The organism is Burkholderia sp. MSMB1589WGS, assembly GCF_001636105.1.
In the GTDB taxonomy this organism is placed as follows: domain Bacteria; phylum Pseudomonadota; class Gammaproteobacteria; order Burkholderiales; family Burkholderiaceae; genus Burkholderia; species Burkholderia humptydooensis.
This window is the reverse complement of sequence record NZ_LNJT01000006.1, coordinates 235,501-261,226: the sequence shown is the minus strand read 5'-3', so window position 1 is coordinate 261,226 and position 25,726 is coordinate 235,501. Positions and strand designations below refer to the sequence as shown.

At 68.4% G+C, this 25,726-nt stretch carries 26 protein-coding genes and 1 pseudogene; 13 read left to right on the top strand and 14 right to left on the bottom strand.

Going from position 1 to position 25,726, the window contains the following annotated elements:
* Positions 1 to 78: 78 nt before the first annotated feature.
* Entirely contained in the window at positions 79 to 1,062 is a 984-nt protein-coding gene (locus WT16_RS03565; protein WP_063532726.1) for a LysR family transcriptional regulator, read from the bottom strand.
* A 108-nt stretch (positions 1,063 to 1,170) separates the two neighbouring features.
* Between WT16_RS03565 and WT16_RS03560 the strand changes: the two genes are divergently transcribed.
* Complete coding sequence (locus WT16_RS03560) at positions 1,171 to 2,400, top strand: MFS transporter (RefSeq protein WP_063532725.1); 1,230 nt, start codon at positions 1,171 to 1,173, stop codon at positions 2,398 to 2,400.
* Between the two features lie 187 nt (positions 2,401 to 2,587).
* Here WT16_RS03560 and WT16_RS03555 read toward each other — a convergent pair whose 3' ends face one another.
* Positions 2,588 to 2,917 (bottom strand): TfoX/Sxy family protein, encoded by a 330-nt coding sequence (locus tag WT16_RS03555; RefSeq protein ID WP_006025040.1) that lies wholly within the window; start codon positions 2,915 to 2,917, stop codon positions 2,588 to 2,590.
* A gap of 312 nt (positions 2,918 to 3,229) precedes the next feature.
* Positions 3,230 to 3,523, bottom strand: coding sequence for a hypothetical protein (locus WT16_RS03550; RefSeq protein ID WP_059934718.1), 294 nt, complete (start codon positions 3,521 to 3,523; stop codon positions 3,230 to 3,232).
* 349 nt (positions 3,524 to 3,872) lie between these two features.
* Here WT16_RS03550 and WT16_RS33430 point away from each other — a divergent pair, with 349 nt between their 5' ends.
* From WT16_RS33430 to WT16_RS03525, 4 genes and pseudogenes are all read left to right on the top strand, one after another.
* On the top strand, positions 3,873 to 4,088 hold the full coding sequence (locus WT16_RS33430) for a hypothetical protein (protein ID WP_015602052.1): 216 nt from the start codon (positions 3,873 to 3,875) through the stop codon (positions 4,086 to 4,088).
* Positions 4,089 to 4,195: 107 nt separating this feature from the next.
* Positions 4,196 to 4,522, top strand: a pseudogene (locus WT16_RS34285) (chemotaxis protein).
* Between the two features lie 565 nt (positions 4,523 to 5,087).
* A complete protein-coding gene (plcR, locus tag WT16_RS03530; RefSeq protein WP_063532722.1) occupies positions 5,088 to 5,801 on the top strand; it encodes a phospholipase C accessory protein PlcR in 714 nt (237 codons plus the stop codon).
* 73 nt (positions 5,802 to 5,874) lie between these two features.
* Positions 5,875 to 7,248, top strand: a complete 1,374-nt coding sequence (locus tag WT16_RS03525) for a pectin acetylesterase-family hydrolase (RefSeq protein ID WP_063533043.1) — start codon at positions 5,875 to 5,877, stop codon at positions 7,246 to 7,248.
* A 97-nt stretch (positions 7,249 to 7,345) separates the two neighbouring features.
* Here WT16_RS03525 and WT16_RS03520 read toward each other — a convergent pair whose 3' ends face one another.
* Complete coding sequence (locus WT16_RS03520; RefSeq protein WP_009911738.1) at positions 7,346 to 8,755, bottom strand: uracil-xanthine permease family protein; 1,410 nt, start codon at positions 8,753 to 8,755, stop codon at positions 7,346 to 7,348.
* Between the two features lie 113 nt (positions 8,756 to 8,868).
* Positions 8,869 to 9,405: a GNAT family protein gene (locus WT16_RS03515; RefSeq protein WP_063532721.1), complete on the bottom strand. Its 537-nt coding sequence runs from the start codon at positions 9,403 to 9,405 to the stop codon at positions 8,869 to 8,871.
* Between the two features lie 284 nt (positions 9,406 to 9,689).
* Between WT16_RS03515 and WT16_RS03510 the strand changes: the two genes are divergently transcribed.
* The gene (locus WT16_RS03510; RefSeq protein ID WP_063532720.1) at positions 9,690 to 10,121 is read left to right on the top strand and encodes an STM2901 family protein; all 432 of its coding nucleotides are present in this window, start codon (positions 9,690 to 9,692) and stop codon (positions 10,119 to 10,121) included.
* A 2-nt stretch (positions 10,122 to 10,123) separates the two neighbouring features.
* A complete protein-coding gene (locus tag WT16_RS03505) occupies positions 10,124 to 10,507 on the top strand; it encodes a DUF1493 family protein (protein WP_063532719.1) in 384 nt (127 codons plus the stop codon).
* A gap of 179 nt (positions 10,508 to 10,686) precedes the next feature.
* Here the strand turns inward: WT16_RS03505 and rng are convergent, their stop codons facing one another.
* From rng to upp, 9 genes are all read right to left on the bottom strand, one after another.
* Positions 10,687 to 12,153, bottom strand: a complete 1,467-nt coding sequence (rng, locus tag WT16_RS03500) for a ribonuclease G (RefSeq protein WP_006025051.1) — start codon at positions 12,151 to 12,153, stop codon at positions 10,687 to 10,689.
* 8 nt (positions 12,154 to 12,161) lie between these two features.
* Entirely contained in the window at positions 12,162 to 12,794 is a 633-nt protein-coding gene (locus WT16_RS03495) for a nucleoside triphosphate pyrophosphatase (protein WP_015602220.1), read from the bottom strand.
* A gap of 51 nt (positions 12,795 to 12,845) precedes the next feature.
* The gene (rlmH, locus tag WT16_RS03490) at positions 12,846 to 13,316 is read right to left on the bottom strand and encodes a 23S rRNA (pseudouridine(1915)-N(3))-methyltransferase RlmH (protein ID WP_015601304.1); all 471 of its coding nucleotides are present in this window, start codon (positions 13,314 to 13,316) and stop codon (positions 12,846 to 12,848) included.
* A gap of 61 nt (positions 13,317 to 13,377) precedes the next feature.
* Positions 13,378 to 13,854 (bottom strand): ribosome silencing factor, encoded by a 477-nt coding sequence (gene rsfS / locus WT16_RS03485; RefSeq protein WP_015601569.1) that lies wholly within the window; start codon positions 13,852 to 13,854, stop codon positions 13,378 to 13,380.
* 4 nt (positions 13,855 to 13,858) lie between these two features.
* Complete coding sequence (locus WT16_RS03480; RefSeq protein ID WP_063532718.1) at positions 13,859 to 14,611, bottom strand: nicotinate-nucleotide adenylyltransferase; 753 nt, start codon at positions 14,609 to 14,611, stop codon at positions 13,859 to 13,861.
* The gene (gene hemF, locus WT16_RS03475; RefSeq protein ID WP_063532717.1) at positions 14,608 to 15,531 is read right to left on the bottom strand and encodes an oxygen-dependent coproporphyrinogen oxidase; all 924 of its coding nucleotides are present in this window, start codon (positions 15,529 to 15,531) and stop codon (positions 14,608 to 14,610) included. Before hemF ends, WT16_RS03480 begins: the two co-directional genes overlap by 4 nt.
* A 130-nt stretch (positions 15,532 to 15,661) precedes the next feature.
* Positions 15,662 to 16,939, bottom strand: a complete 1,278-nt coding sequence (gene purD / locus WT16_RS03470) for a phosphoribosylamine--glycine ligase (protein ID WP_006025057.1) — start codon at positions 16,937 to 16,939, stop codon at positions 15,662 to 15,664.
* A 110-nt stretch (positions 16,940 to 17,049) separates the two neighbouring features.
* The gene (locus WT16_RS03465) at positions 17,050 to 17,778 is read right to left on the bottom strand and encodes a YebC/PmpR family DNA-binding transcriptional regulator (RefSeq protein WP_006025058.1); all 729 of its coding nucleotides are present in this window, start codon (positions 17,776 to 17,778) and stop codon (positions 17,050 to 17,052) included.
* Positions 17,779 to 18,085: 307 nt separating this feature from the next.
* Positions 18,086 to 18,736: a uracil phosphoribosyltransferase gene (gene upp / locus WT16_RS03460; RefSeq protein ID WP_006025059.1), complete on the bottom strand. Its 651-nt coding sequence runs from the start codon at positions 18,734 to 18,736 to the stop codon at positions 18,086 to 18,088.
* Between the two features lie 234 nt (positions 18,737 to 18,970).
* Here upp and WT16_RS03455 point away from each other — a divergent pair, with 234 nt between their 5' ends.
* From WT16_RS03455 to kdpB, 6 genes are all read left to right on the top strand, one after another.
* The gene (locus tag WT16_RS03455) at positions 18,971 to 19,750 is read left to right on the top strand and encodes an SDR family oxidoreductase (RefSeq protein WP_063532716.1); all 780 of its coding nucleotides are present in this window, start codon (positions 18,971 to 18,973) and stop codon (positions 19,748 to 19,750) included.
* Between the two features lie 85 nt (positions 19,751 to 19,835).
* Positions 19,836 to 20,228, top strand: a complete 393-nt coding sequence (locus tag WT16_RS03450) for a methylglyoxal synthase (RefSeq protein ID WP_006025061.1) — start codon at positions 19,836 to 19,838, stop codon at positions 20,226 to 20,228.
* Positions 20,229 to 20,400: 172 nt separating this feature from the next.
* Positions 20,401 to 21,375 carry a quinone oxidoreductase gene (locus tag WT16_RS03445; protein WP_015601250.1) on the top strand — a complete coding sequence of 325 codons (975 nt, stop codon included), beginning with the start codon at positions 20,401 to 20,403 and terminating at the stop codon, positions 21,373 to 21,375.
* Positions 21,376 to 21,638: 263 nt separating this feature from the next.
* The gene (gene kdpF / locus WT16_RS03440) at positions 21,639 to 21,731 is read left to right on the top strand and encodes a K(+)-transporting ATPase subunit F (protein WP_004550719.1); all 93 of its coding nucleotides are present in this window, start codon (positions 21,639 to 21,641) and stop codon (positions 21,729 to 21,731) included.
* Positions 21,728 to 23,536: a potassium-transporting ATPase subunit KdpA gene (kdpA, locus tag WT16_RS03435; RefSeq protein WP_063532715.1), complete on the top strand. Its 1,809-nt coding sequence runs from the start codon at positions 21,728 to 21,730 to the stop codon at positions 23,534 to 23,536. Before kdpF ends, kdpA begins: the two co-directional genes overlap by 4 nt.
* A gap of 67 nt (positions 23,537 to 23,603) precedes the next feature.
* Complete coding sequence (kdpB, locus tag WT16_RS03430) at positions 23,604 to 25,715, top strand: potassium-transporting ATPase subunit KdpB (protein WP_015600820.1); 2,112 nt, start codon at positions 23,604 to 23,606, stop codon at positions 25,713 to 25,715.
* Positions 25,716 to 25,726 lie beyond the last annotated feature (11 nt).

The following is a 25,726-nucleotide window of genomic DNA, read 5'->3' as shown; positions in this document are numbered from 1 at the left end:
CGATGCCCGAAGGCCGTCGCCCTTGAACTGCTGCGTTCGGCTTCGGCGCGCCGTTTCGCGTATGCAGGGCGCTGGCAGTCATGTCGCGTGCGAGTCGTCGTCCGATGCCGCGGCCGGCCCGGCGGGCGGCTCGTCCTCCGTGCGCCGGCCCGCGACGGCGAACAGCGCGCTGCGCAGCCAGCGATGCGCGGGATCGGCGTGCAGCCGCGGGTGCCACGCGGCGGCGAGCGTGAAGCCGTCGACTTCGACGGGCAGCGGCAGCAGATCGAGCCGGTCGGCGAAGCGCAGCAGGAAGCGCTCGGGCAGCGCGCACACATAGTCGGTCGCTTCGAGCACGAGCGGCGCGAGATGGTACTGCTGCACCGACACGGCGACGGCCCGTGAGCGTCCGAGCGCGCGCAGGCGGTCGTCCATGAAGCCGTGCAGGCCGCCGCCGTCGCCCGATACGATCACGTGGCGAAGCGCGCAGTACGCGTCGAGATCGGGGGGCGCGAGGCCGCGCGGATGCCCGTTGCGCTGCGCCATCACATAGCGCTCGCGCAGCAGCGGGCGCGCGATCGTCGCGCGCGGCACCGCGAAATCGGCCGCGATCAGCAGGTCGGCCTCGCCGCGCTCGAGCAGTGCGCCCGCAGCGTCGGCCGGCACATTGCGGAACGCGAGGCGCACGCCCGGCGCGTGCGTCGCGACGTGCCGCACGAGATCGAGGCCCGCCATCACGAAGCCGTTGTCGCTCGCGACGATCTGGAACGTGCGCTCGTCGGTCGCCGGATCGAACGCGGCGCCGTGGCGCAGCGCGGCCTGCAATTCGCGCAGCGCGCCGCGCAACGGGCCTTGCAGCGCGAGGGCCCGTGCGGTCGGCACCATTCCGCGGCCGTTCTTCGCGGGCAGCAGCAGCGGATCGCCGATCAGCTCGCGCAGCCGCGCGAGCTGCGCGGACAGCGCCGGCTGGCTCAAATGCAGCCGCGAGGCCGCGCGCGTCACGTTCGCCTCTTCGAGCAGTACGTCGAGCGCGGCGAGCAGCGCGAGGTCGGCGCCGCGCCATTCGGTCGACATATTTTTCATGTAAATGGCTCCAATACGAAGAATCGATTTCAAATATACCAACGGGATGCGCAGACTGTCGCGAGACGCGGCTTGGGTGGCCGCGACCGGACTTTCGAAGGGCATTCGATGAAGACACACGAAACCGAGCGTCATGCGCTACGGGCGCTCGCGAGCGCCAATTTCGCGATGGGCAGCATGTCGTACGGCGTGGTGGGCGCGCTGCCGTCGCTGGCCGCCGACTGGCGGATCGCGCCGGGGCGCGCGGCGCTCCTGATGGCGGCGTTCTCGATCGCGTTCGCGATCGGCGCGCCGGTGCTGCAAATGCTGATCGGGCATCGGCGGCGGCGCGGCGTGCTGATCGCCGGCCTGCTGACGACGTCGCTCGCGACGCTCGCCGGCGCGTTCGCGCCGAGCTTCGGCTGGCTGCTTGCGGCGCGGATCGTCGCGGGCGTCGGCGCGGGCGCGGTGAGCCCGGTTGCGACGGCGATCGGCGCCGGGCTCGCGCCGGCCGAGCGGCAGGGCAAGGCGCTCGCGATCGTGTTCGTCGGCGTGACGTTGTCGAGCGTCGTCAGCGCGCCGCTGTCGGCGTGGGTCGCGCAGGCGCTCGGCTGGCGTGCGACGTTCGGCTGGCTCGCCGCCGTCGCGCTCGGCAGCGCCGCGTGGATCGCCGGCACGGTCCGCGACGCGTCGCGCGGCGAACGGATGCGAGCGGGCGGGCTCGTTGCGTTGCTCGCGCGTCCCGCGACGGCGGCGGGCCTCGCCGTCGTCGTGCTGCAGACGGGCGCGTTCTTCTGCACGTACACGCTGATCCTGCCGCTGTTGCATCGGCGCTTCGGCGCGAGTGCGGGTGAGGGCGCGTTCGCGCTCCTCGTGTTCGGCGTGACGGGCATGCTCGGCAATCTCGTCGCGCAGCGCGTCGCGCGGCGCTGGTCCGCCGAGCCGCTGCTTGCCGCGGCGATGGGCGCGATGCTCGCGGTGTTCGCGGGCCTTGCCGCGCTCGCGGCGACAGGTTTCGGGGGCGACGCGCGGTTTGCCGCGGCGCTCGCGCTGCTCACGCTCTGGGCGCTGATGCAGGATCTGTTCTATCCGTCGCAACTGCGGCGCGTCGTCGGCCTCGAGCCGCATTACCGGGGGATGGCGCTCGCGCTCAATTCGTCGGGAATCTTCGCGGGCATCTCGCTCGGCTCGGCGCTCGGCGGGCGGGTCGCCGACACGTGGGGCGTCGGCCTGCTCGCGCCGGCATCGGCGGCGCTGACGGTCGCCGCGCTGATTGCGTTGGGCATTTCGCGACGGTATGCGGTGGTGCCGCGCGCGAGTACGGCCGCGCGCGCGGCGGGCACGCGGGCTGCCGGATGACGGGCGAATCGGCGGCGGCGCGAGCCGGGATTCATTGACGGTCCCCGCTCGTCGCGCGATGTCATCCGTTCGGCGTCGTGCGCCGCCAGACGAGCCGCGCTACGTGCGTCCCGCCTGCGCGTATTCGGCGGGCGTGCCGCGATACGGATCGCCGCCTGAGAACGGCGCGGGAGACGGCGCGCGCATGCTACTTCGGCGGCAGCGAGCGGACGAACGCGAGCGCCGCGTCGATCAGGCTGCGGCGCAACGCGTCGTTGCCGTACGCGTCGGGCGCGGCGCGCACCCAGCCCAGCATCGGCCTGCCGCGCGAGATCATCCGGACGATGCCCGGATGCTTCAGCGCCCAGCCGTCGTTGCCCTTGCCGAGCCTGACGAGCATGCCGTCGTCGCGCGCGGCGCACAGCAGATGGCCATCGAGCAGCCACGCCCAACCGCCGAACATCGCTTGCGCGACGACGTTGGGTTCGAATTTCAGTTCGTCTTCGACGAGCGCTTCGAGTCCGGGATCGCGGGCCATCTGACGTTTTCGTTCCTGGTGGCGCAGCGTGCGCTGGGCGCCGGCGGGCGTCGTGGTTTAACGGCGGAGCCGGGGGCGAGCGATGTCGTCGCGGGCGGTTGACGAAAGAGCGGTGCTTGCCGGCGACGCGCGGCGGGTGATCGATGACCGATAGTGAACGGTGAACAGCAAAGGGCGACCCCATGCCGGCAGCCCGAAGCCGAAGGTGAATCCGCAAACGCCGCACGTCAAGCGTCAGCCGTCACCGAACGCCGACGCCAGAAGCCGGCGACGCCGGCATTGCCGCCGCGCCGCGCCGCTTGTCGCGCGGCATCAATAGCCGTGAGTGACGAGAGACAGCACCGACAGATCCGGATGCGTGCCGTCGACGATGCTGCGGCCGATCGACACCGCCTCGTGGAACGCCTCGTCGGCGCTGCGGAAGCTCTCTTCGCCGTCCGCGTGAAACGGCACCGTGTGGCCGGGCAGCGCCGGATCGGCGCCCGGATGGCACACGTAGCCGGCGTACGTGTAGCGGTTCGCGTCGGTTTGCGTTGGGGCCGGCGACACGTGGATCTCGAAGCCTTCGTAATCGACTTGTCGAGACGGAAGCGGCGGCTCGGACATGGCTGTCTCCCAGGCCGCGCTCGGCATGCACTGCGCCCGTCGCGCGGCCGTTTTTTCGTCGTTGTCCTTTGAAGGAAATTCTAGGCGATGCGCAGCGCGGCGGCGTGTGCGGCGCAGCGTGTGCGACGTGTGCTGCGAAGGAGACGAGGAAGGCGAAAGGCAACGAGGCAGCGCAGGCCGCGAGGCCAGCATGGGCCGCGAGCGCCGCCGTCACCGCGAACGCGTCGCTGGCCGCGCGCCGGCTGCCGTCCGGCCACCGCGCGGCCGGCCGGTCGCACGCCCCGCTCGCCGCAGCAGCACGCGGCACGTCGCTTGCTGCGCGACGGATTCGTTCACTGCAGGAGGTGCTATGCGACCCGAATTTCATCGAAGCATGTGGCGAGTGGTCGCCGTCGGGGTGACGACGGCCGGACTGGCGATGACGATGGCTTCGTGCTCGAAGCAGGGCGGCTCGAACACCGATTCGAGCTCGACGGGCGGCGCGACGGGCGGCGTGCAGCCCACACCGATGGCGCCGTCCGGCAGTTCCGGTGCGGCGCCCGGCGGCGCATCCGGCGGAGGTTGATCCACCGAAGCGCGTCGGCCGGGCGCGCGGCGCAGGCAACGCGCACGCAAGGCGCACGGCGCGCCTGGGCCGGCGCACGATTCGCCCGATCGACAGAGGGCGGCGACATGAGCAGCACGCCGAATCCGGACGACGAGCCGCACCAACCGGACGAGCGTCCGTCGGCGAGCGACGACAGCCGTTCGCTCGGCCCGAGCGATTAGTCGGATTGCGGTAGCGACGTTGCGGGGGCGAAGCGGTGGCCGTGCGACGTCGACGCCGGGTTCGACCATCACGCGCCCGAGACGGGCGACGAAGAACTCGAAAGCGACACGGACCGCGGCGGAATGGGCGAGCGCGCATCGGCGGACGGCGATTTGACGTTCGACGACAGCGCGGACATCGTGCCGGACCGCACGGAGCGGGTGTCGCGGACGAAGCGCGGCGAAGACTGAACGGCGGCGAGCGCTTTTTTACAAGACCATTGCAAAATGCGACGGCGGCGGACGACGCGTGCCGCCGCGCGCGGATTGCGCCGCCGCCCCCCTGCCTGCATTTCGTTGAGCGAGTCGCGCCACGGCGTCGCGCGCGGCGCGCCGATCAGCCGCACATGACGGCCGCCATGCGGGCGCATCCGCCGACGGCGCGGTTCGTCGATTCGAATTCGACGAGCACGGCCATTGCGCTCCGGACGCAATGCGACGAGCCGATCGCGCATGTCGACTCGCCGTGCATTCGCATCGTCGGAGCAACGAGCGTCAGCCGCATTCGGGCGAACGAGTTCGCGCGGTCGAATCCATGACCGCAGCGCGACCGAAGCCCAACTGAACCGCAACTGAAACACGACCGTCGTCGACGAACGCGGCGTGTCGAAAAATGCAGGCAATGCGTGCGTTCGCTTCGTCTTTTGTCGATTAGTAGATCGCTTCTAGTGCGCGCTTTGACCACGGTTGGGTTTCGACATAGAACCTACACGAAAGCAGACAGTGAAGCGTCGCGACGGCCCGATGAGGAGACGCCGTGAAAAAATCGAAAGCGCTTTGGCGAACCGCGTTGCTGTTGGCGATGATCGGCGCAGCGGTTGCGGGATGGCGATACGTGTCGCCGTCACAGACGGCTGTAGCCCATCCCGTGCGATCCGACGCGACGCCCAACGAGCGCGGCGAACCGCCCGTGGATGCGGCGGACGAGACGCGAGCCGACGCCGGCCCCTCCGAGCGCAAGCTGGATCTCGTCGCACTGCGAAAGAGTCTCGCTGGCAGCGACGATGCGCAAGCGCAATTGCAGCGCATCGTCGCATTCGCCCGCTTTCGCGACCGGATCGCGGCATACGGCGAGGGCAGAAACAGCATGCCGGCTGCGGAGCGGGCGCGGCTGGCCCGTCAGATTCTTGCCGAGCTGCCCGAGCACGTTGCGCGCAACGAAATTGTTCCCGTGCAGGCCGAGGCGCTCAGCGCCGCATTGCTTGCGGACGCGACGGCGGACCCCGAGACGCGCGGCGCGGCCATCCAGTCGATGCGGCAACAGTGGGACGCCTACGCCCGGCAGACGGTGGGGCCGTCGCCCGCACGCGATCCGCGTTATCTGGCCTACGCGCAGCAGAGCCGGGACATCGTCCGGCAGGTTCAGGCGAGCGTTCCCGATCCCGATCAGCAACAGGCCGTCATCGCGCAGCGCCTGCAGGCGCTGCGCGTTCAACTGTTCGACCAGACTTCCCGATCCGATACCCGTTGAGCGAGCCGCGACCGCATCGCCGCGAAAGTGCACGCGCGTCGTGGAAAACCGATCGATAGAGATGGAGGAGAGCATGTCCGTACGCGAATGTGTCGAACGCCTGTGCGTCGCCGGCCTGCTGAGCGTAGCCGCCGTCGGCGGGCAGGCTGCTGCTGCGATGCAGGACCCGTCGATTCCCTATTATTCGTGGTACGAAGTGACGCTGCCGGAAAGCAGCGGCGCGTCATGCGGCAACGGCACGCCGATGCGCTTCTATATCAACCGCGCGCAATCGGACAATCTGCTCTACATGATGGAGCCGGGCGGCGCATGCTGGGATCACGGCACCTGTACCGAAACCGCGACCGGCGCGCAGGCGGGGCTCGGCGCGTTCAATCCCGACGGCATCCCGCACAACTACGTGAACGGCACCGTGCAGCAGAGCCTGAAGTCGTCGTTTCTGTCGCCGCTGATGACGCGGATGGATCTCGCGCATATCCTCGTCGGCGAGCCGAAGGTCGAGACGCAGGAATGGACGCAGGTGTTCGTTCCGTACTGTACGGGCGACATTCATATGGGCAGCGCGGTGCGCAGCTATGTGTCGCCGTCGGGCGACTGGCGGATTCAGCACTACAGTGGCCTGAAAAACGTCCGGGTGGTCGCGCAGTGGCTCGTCGACCACGGATTCGGCAAGCCGGGCCGGCTGCTCGTGTATGGAACGAGTGCGGGCGGCTACGGCACCCTCGGCAACTACGCGACGTTGCGCAGCACGTTGCAGCCGCAAATGCACAGCTCGCTGCTCGACGATGCGGGCACCGTCTTCAATACGCGCTTCGGCGCCGACCCGGCGACGTACCCGTCCGTCGGCCTGTACGACAAGGTGCGCGACGAATGGGGGATGACGGCGCCCGACGGCATGATCACGATCAACAGCCGGCTGACGCGCCACTTCGATCCGGGCAACATGGGCAGCGCGTATGCGGCGCTATCGGCGACCTATCCGCGCGACCGCTTCGGCTATACGACGTACCGGCGCGACAAGATCATCGCGGCCTATCATTACCGTCCTTTCGTGCCCGCGGTGATCGCGGCGCCGGACGACGCGACGAAGGACGAACTGTCGCTCGCGATGTTCGACCGCGAACTGAGCAATCTGAAGCAGGTGCTGAATCCGCTGCCGAACTTCGGCTATTTCATCCCGTGGGCGCGCGACGATTTCATGGGCAACCATCAGGTGACGGCGGTCAGCTTCACGGGATCGGGCATCCACGAGAACGGCATCGACGCGGACGTCGGCACGTTCGTCGCCGATCTGCTCAATCAGCAGGACCCGGCGGACGTGCCCGTCATGAAGGCATACCGTACCGAGCAATGGTCGGACTTCACGTTCTCGACCTTTCTTGCGTGGATCGACAGCATCTTCAACCTGACCGGCGAGGCAGGGCCGATTTCCGGACATCGGTCCTGAACGGACGGGGCGGCGCGAATTCATCCGGATTCGCGAGCGTCGTTCGTTGCCGAAGCCTGACGAAGCCTGACGGCGGTCCGCAGACCGCCGATTCTTTTCAGGAGTCTTGCGGGCGCGTCATGCCTTCCCCGGGCAGGAACCAGTTCATCACGAGCGCGCAGATGCCGCCCGTCGCGACGCCCGATTCGAGCACGTTCCTGAGCGCGTGCGGCAGGTTCGTCAGGATCTCCGGCACCTGGGACACGCCGAGCCCGAGGGCGAGCGAGACGGCGATGATCAGCAGCGCGCGGCGGTCGAGCCGGATGCCGGCGAGGATGTTGATGCCGGACGCGGCCACCGCGCCGAACATCACCATCGCTGCGCCGCCCAGCACGGGCTCGGGCACCGCTTGCAGGACGCCCGCGACGACGGGGAACAGGCCGAGCAGCACGAGCATGCCCGCGATCCAGATGCCGACATGGCGGCTCGCGATGCCGGTGAGCTGGATCACGCCGTTGTTCTGCGCGAAGACGGAGCTCGGGAACGTATTGAAGACGCCGGCGAGCAGCGAGTTCGCGCCGTTGACGAGCACGCCGCCCCTGATGCGGCGCATCCACTGCGGCCCCTCGACGGGCTGCCGGGAGATCTTGCTCGTGGCCGTGACGTCGCCGATCGCTTCCAGCGACGTGACGAGATAGATGATCAGCATCGGCACGAAGAGCGGCCACGAGAACGCGAGGCCGAAGTGCAGCGGCGTGGGGATCTGGAACAGCGCGGCTTCGCGCGCGCCGGTGAAGTCGAGACGGCCCATCGCGGCGGCCGCGAGATAGCCGAGCGCGAGCGCGATGACGAGCGCGGTGCTGCGCACCCAGACGATGGGCACGCGGTTCAGCGCGATGATGGTGCCGAGCACGAGGCCCGACAGCGTCAGGTTTTCGGCGCTGCCGAAGCTGCCCTTGGCGATCGCGCCATAGCCGCCGCCCATGCTGACGAGGCCGACCTTGATGAGTGTGAGGCCGATCAGCAGCACCACGATGCCGGTGACGAGCGGAGTGATGAGGCGCTTGACGAAGGGCAGGATGCGCGACACGGCCATTTCGACGAACGAGCCGGCGATGACGACGCCGAAGATCGCGGCCATCACGGTTTCGACCGGCGTGCCCTGCTTGACCATCAGGCTGCCGCCCGCGATGAGCGGGCCGACGAAGTTGAAGCTCGTGCCCTGGACGATCAGCAGGCCGGCGCCGAGCGGGCCGAAGCGCTTGCACTGGACGAAGGTCGCGAAGCCGGAGATGACGAGCGACATCGACACGATCAGCGTGGTGTCGCGGCTCGCGACGCCGAGCGCCTGGCAGATCAGCAGGCCGGGCGTGACGATCGGCACGAGGATGGCGAGCAGGTGCTGCAAGGCGGCGACGAAGGCGACCGTCGGCGCGGGGCGGTCGTCGGGGCCGTAGACGAGATCGTGGGCGGATTCGGCGCCGTCGGTGCCTTGGGAAGCGGGTGGGGCGAGGGGGGCGGGTTGCATCGCGAAAGGGCCGGTCCGGTTGGAAAGGCGGGATTTTAACGGAAGCGACGGCGGCGGCTGGCCGGTTGAGGCTGTCCGGCTGTTCGTTTGCCTGCGAGCGCGGCCGGCGATCGTCAATCGGCTGCCAGTCGCGAATAGAGCGCAAAGTCGCCCGGTGTGCCTCGCACCATGCGATAGGAACGCAGCAGGCCTTCGTATCGATAGCCGCAAGCGACGAGCACGCGCGCCGATCGCGCGTTGCTCGTCAATACCGTTCCTTGCACGCGGACGAAGCCGCAGTGCTCGAACGACCACGCGGTGACGCACGCGCATGCGGCGCGCGCGATGCCTTTTCCCCAATGCGAAGGCGCGAGATCGTAGGCGATCTCGGCGGTACGGTTCGTCGCTGAAATCGTGTGAAAGCCGATCGTGCCGATCAATTCGCGCGTGCCGTCGTCGACGATCGCGAGACGCCGATTCGATTCGGCCGAATTGGATTCGTCATCGTCGAATAGCGGCAGCAGGTCTTCACGGGCGCGCAGGTTCCAGCTCGTGTGCTCGACGACGTGCGGCAGTTTCAGGTACGCATACCACGCGTGCGTGTCGGCGCGTTCGAGTGGGCGAAGCGAGACGCCCGGATAGTTCAGATGCGGCGCGTGGTCGATTCTCATGCGGAACCCTGGCGGTCGAGCGGGCGTCGCGGCGCGATGGTTTTCGCATCGTTCGGCGCCGCGGGAAAGCCGGTCAATGCCGGCGGCCGGCGGGCGGATCGATGCGCGGCCGCTCGGATCGTCGGCCGCCCGAGCGCCGCCGGACGAATCTACATCAAGACGATATCGTACTGTCTCGGGGTTGATGAAAATTCAGTTTGGAGCGCGAGACGGGATGATACAGGGTAAGTCGGCGTTTGCGATTCTGGTAATCTCGGCCTCATTCAAACAACACCGAGGGCCGTATGGCGGACAATCGCTATTCGTACAGCGGGCATACTAATCTTCAACCGGTCGACTTGTTCTTCTGGGTCGCCGTCGACGAGACGCAAAAGCGTCTCGGGTTCTACGATCTCGCCGCCGCCTCGGCTACGCTACTCGGTCAGGCCGATGTGCCAGTGCCGGGGAAATTCGCCAACGCGACCAAAGGCACGTCGGTTATATCGATCGCTGCCCGGAAGCTGCTGCCGTTCGAACTGAAAAGGCGCTTGCCGATGATCATGACGGTAGGTGTGCAGGGTGTGCGCATCGCGTTCACGAAGAACCTTGGCGCTTGGGTCGGCCGGACTATTCCTGTAGTCGGAGAGGTGTTTCTGGCCACGGACGCGGCGATGATCATGTTCAACACCGTGCGCATGTATAACGCCGTCGCCGAACCGGAAGATAGGGTGTTCTGACCATGCCGACCGATACATGGGAAAAGTTGGCCGCGTTTACGCGCGAGGAACTGGGGCGGCCGCTGTTCGGCGGCGAACTGCGACTTGAACCGTCGTCGCGCCTTGAGCAGGACCTAGGCGTGACCGGCACGGATGCGGTCGAGTATATCGACAAATGGGCAGAGGCGTTTGGTGTCCAGGCCGAAGGATTCCCGTATGACCGTTATTTCGGCCCGGAGGGACAGGAACTGTTGACGTCGTTTCTCGCCCTCTTTTCCAAGCGGTTTCGTAAGCCGCCACGAGTGCCGCTGACGCTCGGCATGTTGGAAGAGGCAATGCGCCTTGGTCGATGGGAGACGGATGCAATCGAGCGCGTGGCTCAGTACCGGGCACCGCGCCGCGATTAGATCCACCGGTTCATGGCGTGCCAGCCCGCACCGCCTTGCCGATAGCTTTGCGCTTTACGAGTATCGCCCCTGAGGCAAGCGCTCAAGCTCGGCGAGACCGGGCCTGGCTGGCCAAAACCCCGATTATCGGGGCGTGAAGATAGTAACGGGGGATGATGCGGGGTGATATAGGGTGAACCCTACATCAACACAATATCGTACTGCTCCTGGCTCAGGTTCGACTCGACCTGCAACGACACCGGCTTGCCGATGAAGTCGATCAGCATCGCGAGATGCTGCGATTCCTCGTCGAGAAAGAGGTCGATCACCTGCTGCGATCCGATCACGCGAAACTCGCGCGGGTTGAATTGCCGCGACTCGCGCAGGATCTCGCGCAGGATGTCGTAGCACACGGTGCGCGACGTCTTCACCTGGCCCTTGCCCTGGCACGTCGGGCACGGCTCGCATAGCACGTGTGCGAGCGATTCGCGCGTGCGCTTCCTCGTCATCTCGACGAGCCCCAGTTGCGAGAAGCTGTTCACCGTCACGCGCGTGCGGTCGCGCGCGAGCGCCTTCTTCAGCTCGGCGAGCACCGCGTCGCGATGCTCGGCGTTCTCCATGTCGATGAAGTCGATGATGATGATCCCGCCGAGATTGCGCAGCCGCAACTGCCGCGCGATCGTGTGCGCCGCCTCGAGGTTCGTCTTGAAGATCGTGTCGTCGAAATTGCGCGCGCCGACGTAGCCGCCCGTGTTCACGTCGATCGTCGTCATCGCCTCGGTCTGGTCGATCATCAGGTAGCCGCCCGACTTCAGATCGACGCGCCGCGACAGCGCGCGCTGGATTTCGGCCTCGATGTTGTACAGGTCGAAGAGCGGCCGCTCGCCGGTGTAGTGGTGCAGCTTCGGGCTCACAGCCGGCGTGAACTCGGCCGCGAAATCGACGAGCCGCTGGTGCGTCTCGCGCGAATCGACCTGGATGCGCGTCGTGTCGTCGTTCGCGAAGTCGCGCAGCACGCGCTGCGCGAGGTCGAGATCCTGATACAGCAGGCTCGTCGGCGGCAGCCGCTGGCCCTGCCCGACGATCGTCGCCCACGTCTTGCGCAGATACGCGACGTCGCCGGCGAGCTCGTCGGAGCTCGCGTCCTCGGCGATCGTGCGCACGATGTAGCCGCCTTTCTCGTCGGCCGGGATCACCGCGGTCAGCCGCGCGCGCACGGCCTCGCGCTCGGCCTCGCTCTCGATCTTCTGCGAGATGCCGATGTGCGGCTCCTGCGGCAGGTAGACGAGCGTGCGCCCCGCGATGCTGATCTGCGTCGACAGCCGCGCGCCCTTCGTGCCGATCGGGTCCTTGATCACCTGGACCATCAGCGTCTGGCCCTCGAACACGATCTTCTCGATCGGGTGGTGCGCCGCGGCGGCGGGCGCGTCGCCCGCGCGCGGCTGCCAGATGTCGGCGACGTGCAGGAATGCCGCGCGCTCGAGCCCGATGTCGATGAACGCCGACTGCATGCCGGGCAAAACGCGCACGACCTTGCCGAGATAGATGTTGCCGACGCGTCCGCGCGACAGCGTGCGCTCGACGTGAAGCTCCTGCACCGCGCCTTGTTGGACGAGCGCGACCCGCGTTTCCTGCGGCGTGATGTTGATCAGGATCTCTTCGTTCATGGTGCGATTCAGAAGGCGACGTGCGCCGCGCGCAGCAGCGCCGCGGTCTCAAAAAGGGGCAGACCCATGATACCTGAATGGGAGCCATCGATTTGCTCGACGAATTCCGCGGCGCGCCCCTGGATCGCGTACGCGCCCGCCTTGCCGAACGGCTCGCCGGTTTCGACGTAGCGTGCGAGCGCGCCGCGCGTCGCGGGGCCGAAGCGGACTTCCGAGCGCGACAGCGCGGGCGGCATCAGCTCGCCTGTCGCATCGATCACGGCGAGCGCCGTCAGCACGTCATGCGTGCGGCCGGCGAGGCGCGCGAGCATCGCGAGCGCGTCGGCGGCGTCGGCGGGCTTGCCGAGGATCGCGCCGTCGATCGTCACCGTCGTGTCGGCGACGAGCACGGGCGCGGCCGGCTTGCCGCTCGCGATGAGCCTCGCGCGCGCCGCTTCCGCCTTCGCGACGCACACGCGCAGCACGTAATGGTCGGGCGCTTCGCCCGGCAGCACGGCTTCGAGCGCTTCGGCATCCTCATCGGGCGCGGGCGCGAGCAGTTCGTAGCGCACGCCGAGCTGGTCGAGCAGTTCGCGGCGCCGGGGGCTTTGCGAGGCGAGGTAGACGAACGGGTAGGACGGGGCGGCGGCGCGGTCGGGCATCTTCTCGGTAGTCTCGATGAGCGCGTGCGCGGCGCGTCGGGACGACGGCCGCTACGCGCGATGGTAGGGGTGATTCTGCGTGATGCTCCACGCGCGGTAAAGCTGCTCGGCGAGCAGCACGCGGACCATGCCGTGCGGCAGCGTGAGGCTCGACACGCGCAGCAGCAGCTCGGCGCGCGATTTCAGCTCCGGATCGAGCCCGTCGGCGCCGCCGATCACAAACGCGACGTCGCGTCCATCCTGCTGCCACGCGGGCAACGCCTGCGCGAGCTGCATCGTGGTCCAGTCGCGGCCGCGCTCGTCGAGCGCGACGACGCGCGCGTTTTTCGGCAGCGCGGCCTCGATCCGCTGCTTCTCGGCGGCCATCACGCTGTCGGCCGTGCGCGAACCCGAGCGCAGCTCGGGCTTCACCTCGCGCAGCTCGATCCGCAGCTCGGGCGGCATCCGCTTCGCATATTCGTCGAAGCCGGTTGCGATCCAGCCGGGCATCTTGTGGCCGACCGCGACGATGTGCAGTTTCATGACGGCGAACGCAATGAGAGCGACAACAAGGAAAGCGACAAAACGGCGCGCGGCGGCGCGCTCAGCGGCGGCGCGCGGCCGTCGTCTTGCGGGCCGGGCGGGCTGCGGTAGCGGCCGTGTGGGCCTCGTCTTCGTCCGGCTCGTCCTCGTCGGCGCCGTCAGCCGCGCGCGCGCCGCGCGCGTTCGCCGCCGGGCCGCCGAGCTTCATCCGCACCGGCTTGTCGCCCCAGATCTCCTCGAGGTTGTAGTACTGGCGCAGCGCCGGCTGCAGGATGTGGACGACCGCGTCGCCGCAATCGACGAGCACCCATTCGCCCGTGTCCTCGCCCTCGGAGCTGACGACGTCGCCGCCGGCTTCCTTGACCTTGTCGCGCACGTTCGACGCGAGCGCCTTCGTTTGCCGGTTCGACGTGCCGGACGCGACGATCACGCGATCGAACAGCTCGGTCAGGTGGCTCGTGTTGAACACTTTGATGTCTTGCGCCTTGACGTCTTCGAGAGCGTCGACGATCACGCGCTGGAGTTTGCGGATATCCATGGAATCAGGGATGGTAGAGACGATGTTGGAGAATATAGGCCCACACGGCGGCGGGCACGTGCTCGGCCGACGCGTCGGGCGCCTGCGCGCGTCGCGCGATGCAGGCGCGCAGGTGCGCGCGGATGTCGGTCGCGGCGACGTCGAGCGCGAGCGTCGTGTCGATCAGAAGGCGCCCGGCGGGCGTCGCCTGCAGCACGTCCGCGCTCGCCTGCCGGCTCGCGATCTCGGCCGCGACGGCGGGCGACGCCGCCGCGAAATCGAAGCCAGGCCGGGTCGCCGCGCAGACGTGCGCGTAATCGAAGAGGTGCTGCCAGTCGCGCCACGTGTCGAGGCGCACGAGTTGATCCGCGCCGATCAGGAGCGACAGCGACACGTCCGCGCCGATCCGCTCGCGCCAGCGCGCGAGCGTCTCGATGGTGTAGGTCGGGCCGGCGTGCTCGATCTCGTCGGTCGCGACGCTGACGGTCACGCCCGGCAGCGCGAGCGCGCCCGCCGCCGCGCGGGTCATCGCGAGCCGGTGCTCGGCCGCCGATACGTCCTGCTTCTGATACGGCTGGCCGGCCGGCATCAGCACGAGCTCGGTCAGGCGCAGCACGTCCGCGAAGCGGCGCGCGAGCGCGAGATGACCGTCGTGGATCGGGTCGAACGTGCCGCCGAGGATGCCGATGCGGCGCGCCAGCGCGGGCGGGCCCGCATGGTCGGAATTCGGCGCGTGTCCTGGCGGGGCGGCGGCTCGGCCGGTGACGGAACGGCTCATGCCCAGTCGCGCGGCACGAGGAAATCGCTGTAGAGGCGCGCTTCCGGCGTGCCCGGGTCCGGACGCCAGTCGTAGCGCCAGCCCGCCGTCGGCGGCATCGACAGCAGGATCGACTCGGTGCGGCCGCCGCTTTGCAGCCCGAACAGCGTGCCGCGGTCGAACACCAGGTTGAATTCGACGTAGCGGCCGCGCCGGTACGCCTGGAACGCGCGCTCGCGCTCGCCGTACGGCGTGTCGCGGCGGCGCTCGACGATCGGCAGGTACGACGGCAGGAACGCGTCGCCGACGCTCTGCAGCATTTCAAACGAACGTTCGAAGCCGAGCGCCGAGAAGTCGTCGAAGAAGATGCCGCCGACGCCGCGCGCTTCGTTGCGGTGCTTCAGAAAGAAATAGTCGTCGCACCACTGCTTGAAGCGCGGGTACAGCTCGGCGCCGAACGGATCGAGCGCCGCGCGGCACGTGCGATGGAAGTGCCGGGCGTCCTCTTCGAAGCCGTAAATCGGCGTCAGATCCATGCCGCCGCCGAACCAGAACACGGGCGCCTCGCCCGGCTTCGTCGCGATCAGCATCCGCACGTTCATGTGGACGGTCGGGCAGTACGGATTGCGCGGGTGCAGCACGAGCGACACACCGAGCGCCTCGAAGCCGCGCCCCGCGAGCTGCGGGCGCGACGCGCTCGCCGACGGCGGCAGCGCGTCGCCCGCGACGTCGGAAAAGCCGATGCCCGCGCGCTCGAAGAAGCCGCCTTCCTCGACAATGCGCGTGCAGCCGCCGCCGCGCAGCCGCTCGTCGGGGCCGCGCTGCCACGTGTCGGCCAAAAGCGGCGTGCCGTCGAAGGCGCCGAGCGCGTCGGCGATGCGCGTCTGCAGCCCTTGCAGGTAGGCGCGTACTCGGTTGACGTCGTAAGTCGAATCGGTCATCGATGTGGGGTGGCATCCGGGGGACGGACGCCGTCGAAAAATGCTTCTGCCGGGCATTCTAGCGAACCCCGGCAGAGGAGGGGGCGCGCCGCCCGAAAGCCGGCGCGCGAGGAACGGCGGCGGGCGCGCGTCAGACCGTCTTGCGGCTGAGCGCGCGGTAGCCGATGTCGCGGCGATACTGCATGCCCTCGAAGTTGATCTGGTTGATCGTCTCGTACGCGGCCTGCTGCGCGCCGCGCACCGAATCCGCGAGGCCGACGACGCACAGCACGCGGCCGCCCGACGTGACGAGCTTGTCGCCGTCGAACGTCGTGCCTGCGTGGAACGTCACCGAGTGCGCGGTTTCGGCCGGGATGCCGTTGATCCGGTCGCCCTTCCTCGGCGCATCCGGGTAGCCGTGCGCGGCGAGCACGACGCCGAGCGCGGTGCGGCGGTCCCAGTCGAGCTCGACCGTGTCGAGCGTGCCCGCGATCGCCTGCTCGACGACCTTCGAGAAATCGCTCTTCAGGCGCGCCATGATCGGCTGCGTCTCGGGGTCGCCCATCCGGCAGTTGAATTCCAGCGTTCGCGGATTGCCTTCCTTGTCGATCATCAGGCCCGCGTACAGGAAGCCCGTGAAGCGGATGCCGTCCTTCTCCATCCCGCGCACGGTCGGCATGATGATCTCGCGCATCACGCGCGCATGCATTTGCGGCGTGACGATCGGCGCGGGCGAGTACGCGCCCATGCCGCCCGTGTTCGGGCCGCGGTCCCCGTCGAGCAGGCGCTTGTGATCCTGGCTCGACGCGAGCGCGAGCGCGTGCTTGCCGTCGACCATCACGATGAAGCTCGCTTCCTCGCCGTCGAGGAATTCCTCGATCACGACGCGCGCGCCGGCGTCGCCGAGCTTGTTGCCGGACAGCATCATGTCGACGGCCGCGTGCGCTTCGTCCAGCGTCATCGCGACGACGACGCCCTTGCCCGCGGCGAGGCCGTCGGCCTTCACGACGATCGGCGCGCCCTTCGAATCGAGGTACGCGTGCGCGGCGGCCGCGTCGGTGAACGTTTCGTAGTCGGCGGTCGGAATGCCGTGGCGCTTCATGAACGCCTTCGCGAAATCCTTCGAGCTCTCGAGCTGCGCCGCTTCCCTCGTCGGGCCGAAGATCTTCAGGCCGCGCGCGCGGAAATGATTGACGATGCCCGCCGCGAGCGGCGCTTCCGGGCCGACGAGCGTGAACGCGACGCCTTCGGATTCGGCGAAATCGGCCAGGTCGTCGGGCGAGCTCAGATCGACGTTCTTCAGGCGCTCGTCCTGCGCGGTGCCGCCGTTGCCGGGGGCAACGTAGACGAGCTGGACGCGCGGCGACTGGGCGAGCTTCCAGGCGAGCGCATGTTCGCGGCCGCCGGAGCCGACGACGAGTAGTTTCATGGGATTCCCCGCAGACTAGAAAATAGGGCGGCCGGCGCGCGCGAGGCGGGCCGGCCGCGAGAAACGGCCGCGGCCGCCGTCTTTCGCGCGAAAGGGCGGCCGCGCAACGCTCATTCCTCGATGACGACGGCGTTCGTGTAGACCTCCTGCACGTCGTCGAGATTCTCGAGCGCGTCCAGGAGCTTTTGCATCTTCACCGCCTCTTCGCCGGTGAACTCGATCTCGTTCTGCGGCTTCATCGTGACTTCGGCGAGTTCGGCCTTGAAGCCGGCGGCTTCGAGCGCGTCCTTCACCTTCGAGAATTCCTGCCAGTCGCACAGCACTTCGATCGAGCCGTCGTCGTTCGTGCTCACGTCGTTCGCGCCCGCCTCGAGCGCCGCTTCCATCAGCGCGTCTTCCGACGTGCCCGGCGCGAACAGGAACTGGCCGACGTGATCGAACATGAACGCGACCGAGCCGTCAGTGCCCATGTTGCCGCCGAACTTCGAGAACGCGTGGCGCACTTCGGCGACCGTGCGGGTGCGGTTGTCGGTCAGCGTGTCGACGATGATCGCCGCGCCGCCGATGCCGTAGCCTTCGTAGCGGATCTCTTCGTAGTTCGCGCCGTCCGCGCCGCCGACGCCGCGGTCGATCGCGCGCTTCACGTTGTCCTTCGGCATGTTCGCGTCGGCCGCCTTGTCGACCGCGAGACGCAGGCGCGGGTTCGAGTTCGCGTCGCCGCCGCCGAGACGCGCGGCCACCTGGATTTCCTTGATGAGGCGCGTCCAGATCTTGCCGCGCTTCGCATCGGCTGCCGCTTTCTTATGCTTGATGTTGGCCCATTTCGAGTGACCAGCCATACTTTTCTCCGTGCGCCCGCGCGCATCCCGCGCCGGCGTCTAGCAATGTGTCTGTCGTTGAGTCCGGCGGCCGCGTGAGCGGGCAAGTGCCGCTTGGGCCGCGCGTTGTCGAGTGGAACGAGATTTTATCACGCGGCGATGCGCCGAACGGCGGCCGGACGACGCCCGGCGCGCGGCCGCCGACTTGCCCGCGACTCGCCCGCGACTCGCCCACGACTCGCCCGCGACTCGCCGCGCGCCGGGGCAAGGCCGCGCGCGAGGGCGCCGGGGCGCGGCATGCGAGCGCTTCGGTCGCCGGTTTCGCTCGTCAGTTCTTCGTGCCGAACAGGCGGTCGCCCGCGTCGCCCAGGCCGGGGACGATGTACGCGTGGTCGTCGAGGTGCGAATCGAGCGACGCGACATAGAGCTTCACGTCCGGGTGCGCGTCCTGGAACACCTGCACGCCTTCGGGCGCGGCGACGAGCGCGAGGAACATGATCCGCTCGCCCGGCACGCCGCGGCGCTTGAGCACGTCGATCGCATGCGCGGCCGAGTAGCCCGTGGCGACCATCGGGTCGCACAGAATGAAGATCCGGTCCTCGAGATCGGGCAGCCGCACCAGGTATTCGACCGGGCGGTGGTCGTCGGCGCGGTACACGCCGATGTGGCCGACGCGCGCCGATGGAATCAGCTCGAGCAGGCCGTCCGACATCCCGACGCCCGCGCGCAGCACGGGCACGATCGCGAGCTTCTTGCCCGCGATCACGGGCGCGTCGACCTCGACGAGCGGGGTTTCGACCCGCTTCGTCGTGATCGGCAGGTTGCGGGTGATCTCGTAGCCCATCAGCAGCGTGATCTCGCGCAGCAACTCGCGGAACGTGCGCGTCGACGTGTCCTTGTCGCGCATGTGCGTGAGTTTGTGCTGGATCAGCGGGTGGTCGAGGATGAAGAGATTCGGGAAACGGCGGTCCTGTTTCATGGAGGCGGCGGCTCAAAGGATTCTGGGACGGCGGGCGTGCCGGGGCGGCAGGCTGCGCGCGCAACAGCCGCAAGTTTACCGAAGATGGGCGCGCGCGATCCGGATATTATCGGCGTTTCGACGCGCGCTTCGGGCGCGCGTTCGGCCGCAGGCGGTTCGGCCGCGCGCGTGTGGCGTCGCGCGCCCCGCCGGCGACGGTTTTCGTCACGCAGGCATCGACAAGGGACACGCTTCATGGATCTGGGAATCGCAGGACGGACCGCGCTCGTGTGCGCGGCCAGCAAGGGGCTCGGGCGCGGCTGCGCGCAGGCGCTCGCCGCCGAGGGCGCGCGGCTCGTGATCGTCGCGCGCACGCGCGAAACGCTCGAGGCCGCCGCAGCCGACATTCGCGCGAAGACGGGCGCCGACGTGACGGCCGTCGCCTGCGACATCACGACGCCCGACGGCCGCGCGGCCGCGCTCGCCGCGTGCCCGCAGCCGGACATTCTCGTAACGAACGCGGGCGGCCCGCCGCCGGGCGACTTCCGCGATTTCTCGCACGACGACTGGATTCGCGCGCTCGAGGCGAACATGCTGACGCCGATCGAGCTGATTCGCGCGACTGTCGACGGGATGATCGCGCGCCGCTTCGGGCGCATCGTCAACATCACGAGCTCGGCCGTGAAGGCGCCGATCGACGTGCTCGCGCTGTCGAACGGCGCGCGCTCGGGGCTCACGGGCTTTGTCGCGGGGCTCGCGCGCAAGGTCGCCGAGCACGGCGTGACGATCAACAACCTGCTGCCGGGCCTCTTCGACACCGACCGGATCGCGACGACGCTCGCCGCCGCGGCGAACGCGCAAGGCGCGACCGTCGACGAGCTGCGCGCGCGGCGCGCGAGGGAAATTCCGGCGAGGCGCCTCGGCACGCCCGACGAGTTCGGCGCGGCATGCGCGTTCCTGTGCAGCGTCCATGCGGGCTACATCACCGGGCAGAACTGGCTGCTCGACGGCGGCGCGTATCCCGGCACGTTTTGAAACCGATTTGAGCCTGTCACCGGGAGCCCGTAAAGTAGCGGGGCGGCGCGCTCGCGTCGATTGATCAGCAGAAAAGGATGCACAGATGAGCACACCCCGCATTGCGCTGATCGCGCACGATGCGAAGAAGGACGAAATCGTCGCGCTCGCGGGCGCGTACCGGGCTGCGCTCGCGCAATGCCGGCTCGTCGCGACGGGCACGACGGGCGGGCGGATCGCGCAGGCGCACGGGCTCGACGTCGAGCGCAAGCTGTCGGGGCCGCTCGGCGGCGACCTGCAGATCGGCGCGGAGCTCGCCGACGGGCGCGTCGACATCGTGATCTTCCTGCGCGATCCGATGACCGCGCAGCCGCACGATCCGGACATCACCGCGCTCGTGCGCGCCTGCGACGTGCACGACGTGCCGGTCGCGACGAACGTCGCCACGGCGCGCGTGCTGCTCGACGATCTGGTGCGCCGGCTTGCCGCGAGCGCGTGAGCGTGGCCCGCCGCTTTCTTCCTGTTTCCTTGCCGCTTCCGCGCACGGTCGAAACCGCTCCCTGCAAGAGTTCCCCCAACGCGCGACAATCGTGCGTCGCGACGCCCGCGCATCGCCTGGGCGCGCGAGCCGAATCCGAACTCAACGCGCATCGCAACCAGGAGAAGCCAGCATGCCGAAGGCAATTCGTTACGACCAGCCGGGCGGCCCGGAGGTCATGAAATGGGTCGACGTCGATGTCGGCGCGCCGCAGCCGGGCGAAGTCCGCATCAAGCAGCACGCGGTCGGTCTGAACTACATCGACGTCTATTTCCGCACCGGCCTCTACCCGCAGCCGCTGCCGGGCGGTCTCGGCATGGAGGCGGCGGGCGAAGTCGCCGAAGTCGGCGATGGCGTGACGACGCTCAAGCCCGGCGACCGCGTCGCGTACGTCGCGCAGCCGCCGGGCGCGTATGCGCAGGAGCGCGTGCTGGCCGCCGCGAAGCTCGTGAAGCTGCCGGACGCCATCGGCTACGAAGACGCGGCGTCGGTGATGCTGCAGGGCCTGACCGCGCAGTATCTGCTGCGCCGCACGTACGAGGTTAAGCCGGGCGACACGATCCTGATCCACGCGGCGGCGGGCGGCGTCGGCCTCCTTGTCTGCCAGTGGGCGAAGGCGCTCGGCGCGACGGTGATCGGCACGGTCGGCTCCGACGAGAAGGCCGCGCTCGCGAAGGCGCACGGCTGCGACCACCCGATCGTCTACACGCGCGAGAACTTCACCGAGCGCGTGAAGGCGATCACGAACGGCGCGGGCGTGCCGGTCGTCTACGACTCGATCGGCAAGGACACGTACATCGGCTCGCTCGACTGCCTCGCGCCGCTCGGCCTGTTCGTCAGCTTCGGCAACGCGTCCGGGCCGCTGCCGCCGATCGACTCGAAGGAATTCTCGTCGCGCGGCTCGCTGTTCTTCACGCGGCCGACGCTGTTCTCGTACATCGCGAAGCGCGAGGATCTCGACCGCAACGCGGCCGAACTGTTCGACGTGCTCACGTCCGGGCGCGTGAAGGCGAGCATCCAGCAGCGCTATGCGCTCGAGAACGTCGCGCAGGCGCATCGCGATCTCGAGGCGCGGCGCACCACGGGCTCGACGATCCTGCTGCCCTGACCACAGGCGGCGCGCGGGCGCGCCCGCGACCCGGGCCCGCGCGCCGCGGCTCTCCCGTATTTACGCGTTTTTTACATCCCTCCACGAACCTTTGACCCGCCCTTTACACGCGATCCTCTAACGTTTCACCGGTCCGATCTGGAACACGGAGAAACAAAAATGGATGCGGTTTACATAGGCGGTCTGGCGCTTTTCACGGGGTTGATACTCGCGCTGATCGCCGGTTGCGAGAAGCTTGCGCAATACGGTCGCGGGGGGCGTTCATGAGCTGGATGTTGTGGTTGGCGGGGGCGTCGACGTTCCTGCTGTTCGCGTATCTCGTCTACGCGCTGTTGCGCGCGGAGGACATCGAATGAACGCGAACAACCTGTTGCAGACGGCGATCTTCATCGTCGTCCTGATCGCGGCGGCGGTGCCGGTCTCGCGCTATCTGACGCGCGTGATGGACGGCTCGTCGGCCGTCGTGCGCGTGTTCGGCCCTCTCGAGCGCGTGCTCTACCGGATCGCGGGCGTCGATCCGCGCACCGAGATGAGCTGGAAGCAGTACGCGCTCGCGACGATCGCGTTCAACGCGCTCGGCGTGCTGTTCCTCTACGCGCTGTTGCGCGTGCAGGGCCTGCTGCCCGGCAATCCGCAAGGCTTCGGCCCGATGACGGTCGACGGCGCGTTCAACACCGCCGTGTCGTTCGTGACGAACACGAACTGGCAGGACTACACGCCCGAGCAGACCGTCAGCTATCTCACGCAGATGCTCGGCCTGACCGTGCAGAACTTCCTGTCGGCGGCGACGGGCATCGTCGTCGTGATCGCGCTGATCCGCGGCTTCGCGCGCCACACCGCGCAAACGATCGGCAACTTCTGGGTCGACGTGACGCGCGTGACGCTGTACGTGCTCGTGCCGATGGCCGCGATCATCGCCGCGCTGCTGATGAGCCAGGGCGTGATCCAGAACATGAAGGCGTACCAGGACGTGCCGACGCTGCAGGCGACGACCTACGCGGCGCCGAAGCTCGACGCGCAGGGCAATCCGCTCAAGGACGCGCAGGGCAACCCGGTGACGGTGACGACGCCCGTGAAGTCGCAGACGCTCGCGATGGGCCCGGTCGCCTCTCAGGAAGCGATCAAGATGCTCGGCACGAACGGCGGCGGCTTCTTCAACGGCAACTCCGCGCATCCGTACGAGAACCCGACGCCGTTCTCGAACTTCCTCGAGATCTTCTCGATCCTGATCATTCCGGCCGCGCTTTGCCTCGTGTTCGGCAACGTGATCGGCGACCGCCGGCAGGGCGTCGCGGTGCTCGCCGCGATGACGGTCGCGCTCGCGGTGGCGATCGGCATCGAGACGAGCGCCGAGCAGGGCGGCACGCCCGTGCTCGCATCGCTGAACGTCGATCAGACGGCGAGCGCGCTGCAGGCGGGCGGCAACATGGAAGGCAAGGAAACGCGCTTCGGCATCGCGCAGACGGGCATCTTCGTCGTCGCGACGACGGCCGCGTCGTGCGGCGCCGTGAACGCGATGCACGATTCGCTCACGCCCGTCGGCGGCCTCGTGCCGATGCTGCTGATGCAACTGGGCGAAGTGATCTTCGGCGGCGTCGGCTCCGGTCTCTACGGGATGCTCGTGTTCGCGCTCCTCGCGGTGTTCGTCGCGGGCCTGATGATCGGCCGCACGCCCGAGTACGTCGGCAAGAAGATCGAGTCGTACGAGATGAAGATGGTGTCGATCGTCGTGCTGCTCACGCCGTTGCTCGTGCTCGTCGGCACGTCGATCGCCGTGCTCGCCGACGCAGGCCGCGCGGGCATCGCGAACCCCGGCCCGCACGGCTTCTCGGAGATCCTGTATGCGTTCAGCTCGGCCGCGAACAACAACGGCAGCGCGTTCGCGGGGCTTTCGGTGAACACGCCGTTCTACAACTGGATGACGGCGATCGCGATGTGGTTCGGCCGCTTCGGCACGATCGTGCCGGTGCTCGCGATCGCGGGCTCGCTCGCCGCGAAAAAGCGCATCGCCGCGACGAGCGGCACGCTGCCGACGCACGGCCCGCTCTTCGTCGTGCTGCTGCTCGGCACGGTGCTGCTCGTCGGCGCGCTCACGTACGTGCCGGCGCTCGCGCTCGGCCCGGGCGTCGAACACCTGATGCTGTTCGTCGGCGCGCATTGAACACGCATACGACACGAGAGGACTCGCGCAAAGCCACTGGACTGGCGATGCGCATCTGAGGATTGCAATGACTCAACATTCCGCTACGCGATCGATGTTCGACCCGGCGCTCGTGCGCCCGGCGATCGTCGATTCGTTCAAGAAACTCACGCCGCGCACGCAGTTGCGCAACCCGGTGATGTTCTGCGTGTACGTCGGCAGCATCCTGACGACGATCCTCTGGATCGCCGCGCTGATGGGGCAGGCCGAGGCGCCCGCGGGCTTCATTCTCGCGGTCGCGCTGTGGCTGTGGTTCACGGTGCTGTTCGCGAACTTCGCCGAGGCGCTCGCCGAGGGCCGCTCGAAGGCGCAGGCCGCGTCGCTTCGCAGCGCGAAGAAGGACGTGATGGCCAAGAAGCTCAACGAGCCGCATCCGAAGTCGCCCGTGCGCATCATGACGGCGTCGGACCTGCGCCGCGGCGACGTCGTGCTTATCGAGGCGGGCGACACGATTCCCGCCGACGGCGAGGTGATCGAAGGCGTCGCGTCGGTCGACGAATCGGCGATCACCGGCGAATCGGCGCCCGTGATCCGCGAATCGGGCGGCGACTTCTCGTCGGTGACGGGCGGCACGCGCGTGCTGTCCGACTGGATTGTCGTCAGGGTGACGGCGAACCCCGGCGAGGCGTTCCTCGACCGGATGATCGCGATGGTCGAAGGCGCGAAGCGCAAGAAGACGCCCAACGAGATCGCGCTCACGATCCTGCTCGTCGCGCTGACGATCGTGATGCTGCTCGCCACCGCGACGCTGCTGCCGTTCTCGATATTCTCGGTCGACGCGATGAAGGCGGGCCACGTCGTGACGATCACCGCGCTCGTCGCGCTGCTCGTGTGCCTGATCCCGACGACGATCGGCGGCCTGCTGTCCGCGATCGGCGTCGCGGGCATGAGCCGGATGATGCAGGCGAACGTGATCGCGACGTCGGGCCGCGCGGTGGAAGCGGCGGGCGACGTCGACGTGCTGCTGCTCGACAAGACGGGCACGATCACGCTCGGCAACCGGCAGGCGTCGGCGTTCCTGCCCGCGCCCGACGTGACGGAGGTGATGCTCGCCGACGCCGCGCAACTGTCGTCGCTCGCCGACGAGACGCCGGAAGGCCGCAGCATCGTCGTGCTCGCGAAGGAGCGCTTCAACATTCGCCAGCGCGACATGGGCGCGCTGCACGCGGTGTTCCTGTCGTTCTCCGCGCAGACGCGCATGAGCGGCGTCGACCTGTCCCCCACGGGGACTTCCGCCGGGGCGCCGGACCGCGAAATCAGGAAGGGCGCGGCCGATGCGGTGAAGAAGTACGTCGAGAGCCACGGCGGACGCTTCCCGGCCGAGGTGTCGAGCGCGGTGACGGACGTTGCGCGCCGCGGCAGCACGCCGCTCGTCGTCGCCGAGAAGCGGGGCGAGGCCGCGCGCGTGCTCGGCGTGATCGAGCTGAAGGACATCGTGAAGGGCGGCATCAAGGAGCGCTTCGCGGAGCTGCGCAAGATGGGCATCAAGACCGTGATGGTGACGGGCGACAACCGGCTCACCGCCGCGGCGATCGCGGCGGAAGCGGGCGTCGACGATTTCCTCGCGGAAGCGACGCCCGAGACGAAGCTCTCGACGATCCGCGAGCACCAGGCGGCGGGCCGGCTCGTCGCGATGACGGGCGACGGCACGAACGACGCGCCGGCGCTCGCGCAGGCCGACGTCGCCGTCGCGATGAACACCGGCACGCAGGCCGCGAAGGAAGCGGGCAACATGGTCGACCTCGACTCGAATCCGACCAAGCTGATCGAGATCGTCGAGATCGGCAAGCAGATGCTGATGACGCGCGGCTCGCTCACGACGTTCTCGATCGCGAACGACATCGCGAAATACTTCGCGATCATCCCGGCAGCGTTCGCGACCACGTATCCGCAACTGAACGCGCTGAACGTGATGCATCTCGCAACGCCCGCGTCGGCGATCATGTCGGCCGTGATCTTCAACGCGCTGATCATCGTGCTGCTGATTCCGCTTGCGCTGAAGGGCGTGAAGTACCGTCCGCTCGGCGCCGCGGCGCTGCTGCGCCGCAATCTGTTCGTCTACGGGCTGGGCGGGATTCTCGTGCCGTTCGTCGGCATCAAGCTGATCGACGTGGTGCTCGCCGCGCTCGGCTGGGTTTAAAGGAACATCGT